This window comes from Leptospiraceae bacterium, assembly GCA_024233835.1.
Taxonomy (GTDB): Bacteria; Spirochaetota; Leptospiria; order Leptospirales; family Leptospiraceae; genus JACKPC01.
This window is the reverse complement of record JACKPC010000001.1, coordinates 1,175,155-1,187,038: the sequence shown is the minus strand read 5'-3', so window position 1 is coordinate 1,187,038 and position 11,884 is coordinate 1,175,155. Positions and strand designations below refer to the sequence as shown.

Sequence of the window (11,884 nt, the reverse complement as noted above, 5' to 3'; positions counted from 1 at the left end):
AATTATGTCTAATAATTATAATATTTATAAATTAAAACAAGGCTGTAAAGATGATCTGATTGAAAAAATAGAAAGTGTTGGTATGGAGTTACAACAGACAAGAGAAAATGAAGGATATTCATTTGAATTTTACTATTCTGTTACTCCACATAGTAAGCCATTATCATGGTATGAAACATTTGTAGAATTTTTTGAAGAAGATGTAGAAATACCTGAAACAAAATCTTATTTTGCTCTACTACTGATCTCAAAGATAGAAGACGAAAACAATGAGAATATATATATAGTTAGTCTTGGAAAAGCACATTTTTACATTAATAAATATATTGAAAGAAATTTTGGCATTAATGTTGCTGTCAGGATAGCTTCTGAAGAAACAATGGTATTAAAAAAAAGCAGGTACTTCGTAGGAGGTAAGCGTCAAGAAATTACTTCTTATAATGAATTCAGTTTAGGGAACTATAAACCAGGGGAGTCAATAGAACATTTAAAAATGAAATCTGCTGATATAGAGCAGTGGGGAGAAAGTAATATCATATTCGCAGATTCAATACAAATTACTAGTAACCTTAACCCTCTTGGCTTAACTGAGCTTTTAAATAATATTGAAGAGCAATTAGAAAATCAACCAACTATTGAAATCCCAAAATTAGAAAAAGTAATAGAGGAAGATATTATAAATGAATTAAATAATAATCTTCTCGAACAGATATTAAATGAAAATTTACAAACAATTATTGAAGAGTTTACTGTTTATGGAGTGTATTTTTGCTTTAATTATCTTTCATCCAAATTTCAACTTAGCTATAGACGTCAGGATAATCGTTATATAAGAGAAGTAATAGAAGGAGAACTTACGATTAGACATGTTCGAGATTTTTTAAATTCTATTGATGAAAACTATGATATAGATAAAGTAAAGTTAAAACTATTCACTAATGAAAGTAGAGGGTTTACTATTCCCATCAAGGAAGTTTTAGATTGTTTTATGGATATTGATGGTGTAAACTACTTTTTAAAAGAAGGAGAGTGGTTAAAATTTAATAATACTTTCATGGAATATCTTAAAAGGTCAATTAATAACATTACACTTGAAAGAGAACAAAATGATTTTAATGAACAAAATTACCTACAATGGAAGCAAGAAAAAGAAAGACAAATTAATGCTCCAGGTTACATAGGTGATAGAATAACCTATAGGGAGTATTACTTTAATGGTTCACAAGTTAGAAATGGCTATATACTTATGGACAGAGAACTAACACAAATAGAATCTTTACTCCAAGTCAGACGTAACTATAGATTAGAAGTTGCAGACTTATATAAAGATAACACGATATGGTCAGTTAAATTTTTTAAAAGAGATGAAAAAGAAAAAATAATATACAATATTGAACAATCAAAAATAGCATTAGAGTTTATTGTACAGGATAATATTTTAGATAATTCCTACGATGTTAAGAATATTGGATTATGGTTTATTGTAGATGAAGGTCACGAATTTAATGAAATTTTAGAAATAAACTCAATACAAATACTACTGGCTTTAGAGTTTTGGAACCAAAAAGTTATTGAATATGGTTTTAATCCAATTATAAAATTTACAAAAAGGATAAATATTTAATTCAATTATATTCGGTTTAAAATTTGAAAAATAGAGAGAAATAATAAGAGAGTAAAATATGCAAATAGATGAAAACAAGTATGAAGAACCGGAAGAGAACCCGGATGAGAAAAGCGATTATCCTATTGATAGCTTTTTAATCCGTCAGGAATCACGTAGTGTTTTTGAAATTGTTAGAAGAATAAAAAGTGGTCAATACCTAACGATTCCTGATTACCAGAGAGATTTTGTCTGGGATCAGAAAAAGCAAAGTAAACTAATCGAATCTACTTTACTAAGAATTCCATTACCTGTTTTTTATCTTGCTGAAAAAATCGACGGAACCACTGCTATCGTTGATGGTTTGCAGAGACTTACAACATTTGAACAATATTTGAATAATGAATTCAAATTAATAGGTTTAGAACATCGACCTGAATTAAATGGTAAATTCTTTAAAGACCTATCTCCTATCTTTCAAAACAGGATAGAAGATACAAATTTAATTATCTACTTAATAGATTCCAAAGTTCCTCCAAAAGCCCAGTTGGATATTTTTGAAAGGGTAAACAGTGGAGAACCATTAACAAGACAACAGATGAGAAACTGTATTTATGTAGGTTCTGCTACCCAATGGTTAAGAGAACAGGTAAAAACGGAAGTCTTTCAAAAAGCTACAGGTCAAAGTATCAATCCTAAAACAATGAGGGACAGGGAAATTGTAAATCGGTTTGCTGGTTTCTATATTTTTGGAATAGAAAAATATAAAGGAGATATGGATTCCTTTTTAGCGGAAACGTTAGATCATCTTAATACTCTTTTTGAAAATCCAAAAGAGCAAGAAAAACTTTCATCTATATTTAAAATTAGTATGGAATTAAATTATAAGGTTTTCGGACAGTTTACTTTTCGTAAACGCATAGAAGGAGAGAATAGAAAAAATCCAATTAACGTTGCTCTTTTTGATGTATTCTCAATACTATTTACGAAAATTCAAAAAGATAAAATTTCCGGAAGAGAAGAGAGTTTAAGAAAAATATTTTATCAGTTAATGGAAAATCAAGAATTCGTAAATACAATTACCATATCTACAAATAGTACCAAAAATATTACTACCAGATTTAAAATAGTAGAAGAAGCCTACAAGGAGTATTTATGATAAGTTCTTTAGAGCTGGAATATTTTAAATGTTTTAAAAATGTAAAAGTGCCATTTGCACCACTTACGTTAATATCAGGTTTAAACTCTTCCGGAAAGTCTTCTATTCTGCAATCTTTGGCTTTATTAAACCAAACATTTCTTGATGATAGATCAAACGACCGATTACTCTTAGAAGGTAGAAATGTTTCTTTAGGAACTGCCGGTAGTATTGTGAATGATATTTATGGAAGAAATGAAATTGGAATAAAGATTGAAACAAAAGATGATAAGTTTATCCATTGGAAATTTGATATACCTGATGAAAAGAATAAACCCTTTTTCCAATTGAAAGAAGCTCATTCCAATAATATTCAATATAGGTATAAGTCTAATGATTTGCTTTCTTATCTTTTACCTATAGAAAAATATAAAGATGATTCTAATATATTAGAAAAATTGAGAAACTTATTTTTTTTATCTGCTGAAAGAATAGGTCCCAGAGAAGTTTATTCATATCCAACAACTTCGACTAAAACAATCGGTTCTATGGGTGAGTATACTCCATGGTATTTACATGAATTTGGAAATGAAAAGATTTCAACAAAGATACAAAAAAAAGAATATGATAATAAGTTGATTCGTCAGGTAGAAGGCTGGATGAATGATTTTTTTCCGGGATTTGAAATGCAGATCAATGTTGTAAATGATGCGAATGTGGTTACTATGGGAATCCGAACCAACCGAACCAGCAGGTTTCATCGACCGCAAAATGTTGGTTTTGGGATTACACACCTACTACCTATCATTACCGCTTGCATCGGACAGAAAGAAAAAAATGTAGTCCTAATTCAAAATCCTGAATCACATCTCCATCCTGAAGGACAATCTATGGTAGGCTATTTTCTCGCAATAATTGCATCAGCAGGAATTCAAGTTATCTTTGAGACACATAGCGATCATGTACTAAACGGAGTGAGAAAAGCCTTAAAACAGGAAAAAATTAAAGCTCAAGATGTGCTGTTTTATTTTTTCCAAACCAATGAAGAAGGAAATGCAGAAATTACAAACCCTTCTGTAGATCAAAAAGGAAATTTAGATTTTTGGCCGGAAGGCTTTTTTGACCAGTTTGATAAAGATCTTGAATACTTTACTGATTGGGGAGAATAGATATGGACTTTTATATCAATGAACTTTCTTTACACGGTCAATTTTCTAATGAAAATGATTTTATTATAAGTTTAAGAAATCTATACAATATGAACTCTTATTTAAGAAATCATAGTTTTGCTGTATACATTAGTTTAAAATTACAAAACAGGCAAATTTCAAATTCAATGAATTTTTTACAAGCAATTTCAGCTTATAATGACAAAAACTTTAAAAGAGTAATTTTAAATTGGCTACAAAAATCCGGTCATTTTTGGGAATCTAATCCTCCTATTCACAACCCTGATGAATATTATGAAGATAATATTTCTGGCATTATTACAGATTTTTCATTGGCACAGGTAGCTTTTAAAAATGAGGATGGTATTGATTCCTCTACGGTATCTTTTAAACCTTCAAAATATAATTTTACACCTATCGAAGTTACCCATCATCTAAATAGCACTAAAAGTTCTAAAATAAATATAGAAAATTATTGGAACTTACCTCAGGTAAAAATCGCTTACCCTGAAGTTCAACCTGACTCCTGGGAAAAATGGGAAAGTCAAATGAAACAACATAATACAGAAGTAAAATATACTGAAAATACATTTGAGCCTATTAAAAAGTTTCCTTTCAATTCAGCATTAATGAAAAAATTATCCAGCCTATTATCAATTTTAAATGAACTATCTTCTTGTTTTGATTTTCTGGGTGGATTAAACCAAAGAGGACTTGAAATCATAAAACAATATTTTCAGGGAGAAAAAGCAGATTTTTCAGATGAGTCACAAACAAATAAAAATAAGTTTCAAACTGGATTAACTTTTGATATTAATGGAACTCAAGTTTTCTGCCCCTGGCACGGAAAAGCGAGAGCTTTTAATGATCAATACCGAATCCACTTTACCTGGCCGGATAGAATTGAAGATGATGAAGGGAATAAACAAATCTACATTGTATATATAGGAGAAAAAATTACAAAAGCATAATTTATATAACAAAGAAACATTAGCTACCGAGATTGGTTTAGGTAGCCAAATATACTTTCCATCCGTTTTATTCCCGTTTAAATGATATGGAAAAAGTAAGCGTATCATGAACCCACCCCCCGGTTGCACCGGGCCCCGGAGGTAGAATTTAAGTTGTAGCTGCTGAGTCTTCTTTTAGTTTTTTTGCGATAGCCTGAGGAGTCAAATCTTTCGGATCGAAATTGGGATTTCTCACTATCTCATCAAAAACGATTTTAAGATATTGGTAAGGATCCAGACCGCATAGTTTTGCATTTTCAATCAGAGTATAATAAATTGCACTTGCCCTTGCACCACTGGGAGAATAGGAAAATTGCCAATTCTTTCTTCCCAGTTTGGTGATGTTTTCATGCTCCAAGCGTAGCACACTTCCTGGAGCTTGTGAAGGTGGGTTTACCGGAGGGTTACAAAAATTGGAAAAATTCCTCTGGAAGAATCGCTACTAATAGAGCCACCCCGCTTTGCTCAGGATACTCTAAATCCGGAAGTCTTTGAAATTGTCCAAAGTGGCAATAGAAGAAAAGCAACAATAGAAGAGTGTATGGGACTGGAAAGACTTTCTGTCTGGCAACCTGCCGCTGTCGAAAAAAGATTAATAGAACACTATAGCGGTCAAAAATCAGACTGGCTTTTACAAATTATAGACCCTACTATAAGAAAAAAGAATAATAAAAATACCGGGCGTTTGCAGGAGTATTTAAAAGATGCTCTTGAAGTTTGATTTAGACTTAGTTGTACAATAGAGTAGCTGCTGTGCCAACGAGAGAAGATTCGGTGGCCTATTCTTACCAAATCTCCACTCATAGGTCGACAAGGGTTTACATTTTCCAATAAAGTAAAAACTCCCGGTTCCCGGAATTTCCCCGTATCGGGGAATCGGCAATTTGAAGATGCCGCACACCTGCATGGTTCTTTAAAAACCGCCAGATTTTCCGTATGACTTTAAAGTGAACACGGGGATCTCTTACAATACCTTTTTCTAATTCCTGTCCCTTGCATTCAAATTGAGGTTTTAAAAGGCTGATTCCTTCCATTAGTAATTCCGAATATTCTAATTTAAGATTTTGAATAGTTGGAAATACTCGTTTCAGGGAAATAAAACTTAAATCCATTACTATGAAAAGCTCGGATATATCTTTCTCGTCCAGACAGGAAAGACTCAGATTCTTTATATGGAATCTATCATGAACCACTACTCTCGGATCGTTTCGTAATTTTCCGGCCAGTTGTCCGTAACCCACGTCAAAAGCATAAACTTTTCTTGCACCATTAGCTAAGAGGATTTCCGTAAAGCCACCTGTGGAAGCTCCCAGGTCAAGGCAAATTTTATCCTGGACATTCACCGGAAACGCTTCAAAACCCCCTAAGAGTTTATAGGCACCACGGCTGACGTATTCCGGAATTACATGAAGTAGACGAATTTGGACGTCCTCTTTAAATAAGCGGTTTTCACCGTTCACCTTTATTTCATTCACCAGTACCGAACCGGAGAGAATCAAAGAACGTGCTTTTTGTTCGTTATCACAGAGACCTCTTTCTAATAAGAGATCTTTTAATTTTTTCTTTTTTATCTTATCCAAATTTGCATTCGAGCTACAAGATTCGAGTAGATGAAACCGTAGACTTCGAGGTTTTCCCCTTTCATTTTGAGCCGACAATCATATTCTTCTCCGAAAATGGGATCGAGAATGGTTCCTCCCACATAGGCTTCGCCATTATGTCTTAAACCTTTGATAATGGTAAGACCAATAAGAGGCATATTTTTCTCCTCACCTTTGCATTTCGTACAGACTTTTTGTTTTCCATCTTTGTCGTAGGGTTCCGTGAGTCCTACGATTTTACCGTAGAGTTTTCCGTTCTGTTGGAAAATTTTTACTATAGATTTTTGATTTCCTTTTTCATCTATCGTCCTCCAAAAACCAAGAATCGAGGGAGATTTGGAGAAAAGCGGAAAGGGGAAAATAGAAACAAAGATAATGCAGAAAGAGAGCAATCGAGCCGGTTTCTTCAGATGACGAAAAAAAACTCGCATCTATCTTTCACTCAAAATCCTTATACAAATAAGAAGGCTGGATTCCTGTATTTCCCTGGTATTTTCCGGAATCGTATTCAGTAATATTGCCGGTAACGGTGTGATAAAAAATCTGGCAGATAGGAATGCCGGGATAAATAATAAGGGGCTGAATAACGGATATTTCTAAGGTCCAAAAACCCTTAAAACCGACATCTCCAAAACCGGCAGTAATATGTACAAACATGCCGAGTCTGCCGATAGAAGAACGACCTTCCAGCATGGGAACTAAATTATGAGTTTCTGTATATTCAAGGGTTCTTCCGAGATAAAGTCGTCCCGGTTCCAGAATCAAACCTTCCGCCGGAATTTTAAGGAGTTTCGTCGGGTTGGGTTTTTTCATGTCGAGTGGAGTCTGGGTATAAACCATTAATTCCTCGTATAAACGAAGGTTATACGAATTGGGATTCAGAAGTTTTTCATCATAAGGCTGGATGAAAATATCTTTATTTAGCCTGTCTTTTATTTCATTTCCTGTGAGTATCATTATTCTCCCCTGTAAACCGGTTTTCGCTTTTCGGCAAAGGCCTCGAGACCTTCCAGTCTATCTTTTGTCCCGAGAGTTTTCTCATAAAACTCTTTTTCTATATCCAGACCCTTCTCCAGGGAGGTCTCAAAACCTATTTCTATAGCTTTTTTAGCAAACTTTAAAGAAAGAGGAGCTGCCTCATAAATCCCGGATAGGTATGATTCCAGCTCTTTCTCCGTATTGGCTGAGGATAAAACCCGGTTAATTACTCCGTATTCTTTTCCTTCTCCTGCATTTAAAAATCTACCTGTGAAAATCATGTCTTTTGCCCCTGACAGGCCAATAAGCCTTGCAAGCCTCTGGGTTCCCCCGGCACCGGGAATGATTCCTAATTTTGTTTCGGGTAAAGCCATTATAGCGTGTTCTACTGCGAGTCGTATATCACAGGCCAGGGCAATCTCCAAACCCCCTCCGAATGCATCCCCATTTAAAACGGCTATAGTTGGGAAGGGTAAAGATTCTAAAAGTCCGAGACTGTCTCGAAAATCACGCAAAAAGCTTCGTACCTCTTCCGGAGACATCTGCTTTCTCTCTTTCAGGTCGGCACCGGCACAAAAAGCCCTGTCGCCCTCGCCGGTAAGGACTAAAGAACGGATTTCCTCCCTACTTTTGAGTTCGAGAAGAGCGGATTGAAATTCGTTTAATAAGTCCCGGCTGATGGCGTTTCTCAGTTCAGGCCGGTTAAATCTTAGCTCTACGTGATTGTTCTGGATTTTTTTTAAAATAACGGGCATAGTTATTATTTTCTTGCATAATAAAAATCAGGGCTTAAAATTACAACAGATTAGTAAATTGAATAGGACTGTCATTATGAAAAACTTATTATTCCTTTTCATCCTATTTATCTTCGGAGCCTGTAAGGATGACCCGAATCCAAAGGGTGATTTTATGAAGAATGTGATTTTGGAATCCGGAATTCTTGGAGTTCGTATCCCGGTCAATAACGTAGAAATAACGTCTATTGAGCCACAGAGGGTATATCCTGCCATTACGACCGACCAGTATCTCTTTCCTACTTCCGAAAGTGTAAGGGCCAGTACGCGTCAGAGTAGTTCCGGAGGGCTTAATTTTTCCGGTCTGGCTACCATTCCTACCTATTTTACTGCTTCGGTTATCCTGATAAAAGGAAAAAACTTCGAACCCATTGCTGAAAATAATACGGTCAAAATCAATACTCTCAGCGCTGAAATTGTGAATGACTATGGAAATAAATTAAGCTCTACAGAAATACAGGAAAACTACGAGCTTATCCAGAAATGGACATCAAAAGATCTTCTGGTGAAAGTTCCGACCGGGGCCTATTCCGGTCTTTTATATGTATTGAAACCCGATGGGGATTGTGGTGCTTTCCGTAGTGGATTTTTTTGCGCAGCAGAAGATATTTATATAGATTGTTATAAACCGTATAAAAACCAATTTGGAGAAGAAAATTTATTAGAAGCTTCTAAAGGCTATGAAATTACCTATGAAAACCTTGTTGATACAAAAGCATTCAGGGTAGAACTTCCCTTAGAAGAGGTTCTATATATCAATATAGCCTGTGCTACCATATTCAGTGTAAAACAATTTGGAGATAGTTGTCAGACCAGTGCTAATGATACTCTGGTCTATAAGCCGAGTTCAATTTTAATTAATCGAAGTAGTCGAAGGCCGAATACGTTTCAATTTTTTTTAACGGCAGGAAAAGGCACCTGTAACATAACAGTCTCAGATCAAAAATTATTTGATTAATGGTTATCCGAATATAGGAATCTTTGAATATGTCAACTTCATATAAAATCCTTTTACTTCTTTTTTGTATTACCGCCATTATGAGGCTTTCAGAACTTGTTCTGGCAAGGAGAAATCTTCGTAAAAGACAGGAAAATGAAGTATTAACAGAAGAAAAAGAATTCTACTTTCCCTTTTTCTTTTTACTCCACAGCTCGTTTTTAATCGCAGTCCCTTTAGAAGTCTTTTATTTCCAAAGAGAACTTTCTATAATTTTACTTGCTCTGAGTACCGGAATTTTATGCCTTGCTTTTATTTTGAGATTCCATGTTTTGTATATCATGAGGGAGAATTGGAATGTGCGGGTAATTGTGAATCCTGAAAAAACCGATAGTATAGTAACAGAAGGAATTTATTCCTATATACGTCATCCGAATTATCTTGTCGTAATTTTAGAAATTATAGGGCTTTCTTTGTTTCATTCCGCGTTTTATTCTTTTATCATTTTTTCTATTGCTAATTTTATTATTCTTTTTTACAGGATTCGCACCGAAGAGAAAGCTCTTTTCCGAAACCCGGCTTATGCTACCCATTTTTCATCAAAGAAAAGGTTTATTCCCGGAATTTTTTAAATGAGACAAAAGAAGAATTCCCTTTTCTTTACGATTGTTTTCTTCTTTTTAAGTATATCTTCCTATGCCCAGGATATAATTGAACTTGTCCCGGATAAAGATTTTTACAATGTAACTTCCTATTCTGCTTATCTGATAGATACGAAAGGGGAAATCGAACTCGAAAACCTGACTGAACCCGAAGTCGAATCACGCTTCATTCAAAACACAAAACATACTATCAACTTTGGATTTACCACCAACACCTACTGGTTCAAGCTGAAAATGAAATACGTGGGACGTTCCGACCCGGTGAATTTAGAAATTCCCTGGCCCCACATCGACTATTTGGACTTATACATTATAGGAAAACAACAAATTCTTGCTTACCGCAGCGGTCGTTTAATTCCTTATAATGAACGAATTGTAAAACACAAAAACTTTGTATTTGAAATTCCATTTTCTACAGAAGAGTTTAACGTTTATATAAAGGTTCGTTCAGATGAAACTTTAATTTTTCCAATTCTGATTCATGATACTGTAGAATTTCATCAAAAAGATAGAAAAGAAGAATTTATCCTGGGAATCTATTACGGCATTGTCCTCGTGATGTTTTTCTATAATCTTTTCATCTACCTTTCTCTCAGGGATAAAAACTACCTGATATATCTTTTTTATGTAATTGCCCTCGGGCTCTACCAGCTTTCGATTAACGGAATTATTTTTCAATACTGGCCGGATTACCCAATATGGAACAAATTATTTCTGCCGATTTCTCAGATGTTCTTACAGTTCTGCCTTTTATTATTATTTAAAAATGTTTTGAATATAAACTCTAAAGATAAGCTCGATAATGCGCTTGTAAATCTTCTTTTATCTTTGCTGGTTCTTTTTACACTCGCTATTGCTTTTTTAGAGTATTCTTTCTTTATCCAACCTTTAAATGCTCTCGGAATTCTATATATGCTATCTTCCGTAAGCCTTACATCCAAAAGAGTTTTACAGGGGAACCGGACGGCTCTCTTTTTTCTTTTAACCTGGATTACATTTTTCCTGGGAGGAATAATCCTTACTCTCAGGAATTTCGGCATATTACCTCCCAATTTCCTTACAACTTACAGTCTGCAAATTGGCAGCACTATTGAAATGGTACTACTTTCTATTGCTCTTGCTGATAGAATTAACACTATGAAAAATGAGTTGGCTTTTCTTAATGCCAGATTGGAAGAAAAGGTAATTGAAAGAACTATGGAATTGACAGGAGTACTGAAAGAGTTACAGAAAAAAAATGCCAGCATTGAATCTGAATTAGAATTGGCTTCTGATGTACAAAAATGTATCATGCCCGCTACAGAAATTATTCTTCCCGGCATTGAACTGGCTGCTTACTATCAGTTTTATACACAGGTGGGAGGAGACTACTATGACGTGTTTCCTCTAAGCAACGGAGCCTATGGAATTTTAATTGCTGATGTATCGGGTCATGGAATCCCGGCGGCCCTTTTAACCACAATGGCAAAAATTAGTTTTATGAACTCCTTATCTAAGACAAGTTCGCCTGTAGAAGTTTTTCGAGAAGTGGATGCAAATATTGCCGGGATTATTACAACCCAGAACTACTTAACTGCATTTTTATTGGTGATTCATCCGGATGGTAGAATGTTTTACAGTTCAGCAGGACACAGGCCTCCGATTATTTTTAAAAAAAGAACGGATACTTTTGAAGAACTCAGGACGGAAGGGCTGTTTCTGGGTATCCTGCAAAAAGAAGGAGATTTTTTCCGAGAAAAAGAAATGCAACTTTACGCAGGTGATCGAATTCTTTTATATACCGATGGTATTATTGATGCCTGTAACTCTACTGAAGACAGATGGGGAGAAGAAAATTTAATCCATGCATATTTACAGGTAAAAGATAAAACAGTCTATGAAACAAGAGACTATATACTAAAGGAATGGAGGGAATTTATGGGAACAACAAAAATTATTGATGACTCAAGCCTCATCATTCTGGAGTATAAAGGAATTGAAGAAGGAAGATAA

13 protein-coding genes are annotated in these 11,884 nt (G+C 34.6%); 8 read left to right on the top strand and 5 right to left on the bottom strand.

Annotated elements, in window-relative coordinates; translation table 11 throughout:
- Positions 1–4: 4 nt before the first annotated feature.
- From H7A25_05475 to H7A25_05460, 4 genes are read left to right on the top strand one after another with little or no spacing between them, the layout of a single operon-like run.
- Complete coding sequence (locus H7A25_05475; GenBank protein ID MCP5499331.1) at positions 5–1,624, top strand: TIGR04141 family sporadically distributed protein; 1,620 nt, start codon at positions 5–7, stop codon at positions 1,622–1,624.
- A gap of 58 nt (positions 1,625–1,682) precedes the next feature.
- On the top strand, positions 1,683–2,762 hold the full coding sequence (locus tag H7A25_05470) for a DUF262 domain-containing protein (protein MCP5499330.1): 1,080 nt from the start codon (positions 1,683–1,685) through the stop codon (positions 2,760–2,762).
- Positions 2,759–3,910 carry a DUF3696 domain-containing protein gene (locus H7A25_05465; protein ID MCP5499329.1) on the top strand — a complete coding sequence of 384 codons (1,152 nt, stop codon included), beginning with the start codon at positions 2,759–2,761 and terminating at the stop codon, positions 3,908–3,910. The genes H7A25_05470 and H7A25_05465 overlap by 4 nt, the downstream gene beginning before the upstream one ends.
- Before the next feature lie 2 nt (positions 3,911–3,912).
- The gene (locus H7A25_05460; GenBank protein MCP5499328.1) at positions 3,913–4,881 is read left to right on the top strand and encodes a hypothetical protein; all 969 of its coding nucleotides are present in this window, start codon (positions 3,913–3,915) and stop codon (positions 4,879–4,881) included.
- Positions 4,882–5,029: 148 nt separating this feature from the next.
- Here the strand turns inward: H7A25_05460 and H7A25_05455 are convergent, their stop codons facing one another.
- A complete protein-coding gene (locus tag H7A25_05455; GenBank protein ID MCP5499327.1) occupies positions 5,030–5,278 on the bottom strand; it encodes a transposase domain-containing protein in 249 nt (82 codons plus the stop codon).
- Between the two features lie 183 nt (positions 5,279–5,461).
- Here H7A25_05455 and H7A25_05450 point away from each other — a divergent pair, with 183 nt between their 5' ends.
- Positions 5,462–5,641, top strand: a complete 180-nt coding sequence (locus H7A25_05450; protein ID MCP5499326.1) for a hypothetical protein — start codon at positions 5,462–5,464, stop codon at positions 5,639–5,641.
- Between the two features lie 97 nt (positions 5,642–5,738).
- On the opposite strand, the gene H7A25_05445 is transcribed toward H7A25_05450, so the two are convergent.
- From H7A25_05445 to H7A25_05430, 4 genes are read right to left on the bottom strand one after another with little or no spacing between them, the layout of a single operon-like run.
- Positions 5,739–6,491 carry a TlyA family RNA methyltransferase gene (locus tag H7A25_05445; GenBank protein ID MCP5499325.1) on the bottom strand — a complete coding sequence of 251 codons (753 nt, stop codon included), beginning with the start codon at positions 6,489–6,491 and terminating at the stop codon, positions 5,739–5,741.
- Positions 6,488–6,952: a DUF2147 domain-containing protein gene (locus H7A25_05440; GenBank protein MCP5499324.1), complete on the bottom strand. Its 465-nt coding sequence runs from the start codon at positions 6,950–6,952 to the stop codon at positions 6,488–6,490. Before H7A25_05440 ends, H7A25_05445 begins: the two co-directional genes overlap by 4 nt.
- 7 nt (positions 6,953–6,959) lie before the next feature.
- Positions 6,960–7,478 (bottom strand): dCTP deaminase, encoded by a 519-nt coding sequence (locus tag H7A25_05435; GenBank protein ID MCP5499323.1) that lies wholly within the window; start codon positions 7,476–7,478, stop codon positions 6,960–6,962.
- Positions 7,478–8,254: an enoyl-CoA hydratase/isomerase family protein gene (locus tag H7A25_05430; protein ID MCP5499322.1), complete on the bottom strand. Its 777-nt coding sequence runs from the start codon at positions 8,252–8,254 to the stop codon at positions 7,478–7,480. Before H7A25_05430 ends, H7A25_05435 begins: the two co-directional genes overlap by 1 nt.
- A 76-nt stretch (positions 8,255–8,330) precedes the next feature.
- On the opposite strand from H7A25_05430, the gene H7A25_05425 reads away from it, so the two are divergent.
- Genes H7A25_05425 through H7A25_05415 form a run of 3 tightly spaced genes read left to right on the top strand, consistent with a single transcriptional unit; the run spans position 8,331 to position 11,884 of the window.
- The gene (locus H7A25_05425; protein MCP5499321.1) at positions 8,331–9,251 is read left to right on the top strand and encodes a hypothetical protein; all 921 of its coding nucleotides are present in this window, start codon (positions 8,331–8,333) and stop codon (positions 9,249–9,251) included.
- 29 nt (positions 9,252–9,280) lie between these two features.
- Positions 9,281–9,862, top strand: a complete 582-nt coding sequence (locus H7A25_05420) for a DUF1295 domain-containing protein (protein ID MCP5499320.1) — start codon at positions 9,281–9,283, stop codon at positions 9,860–9,862.
- The gene (locus H7A25_05415; GenBank protein MCP5499319.1) at positions 9,863–11,884 is read left to right on the top strand and encodes a SpoIIE family protein phosphatase; all 2,022 of its coding nucleotides are present in this window, start codon (positions 9,863–9,865) and stop codon (positions 11,882–11,884) included.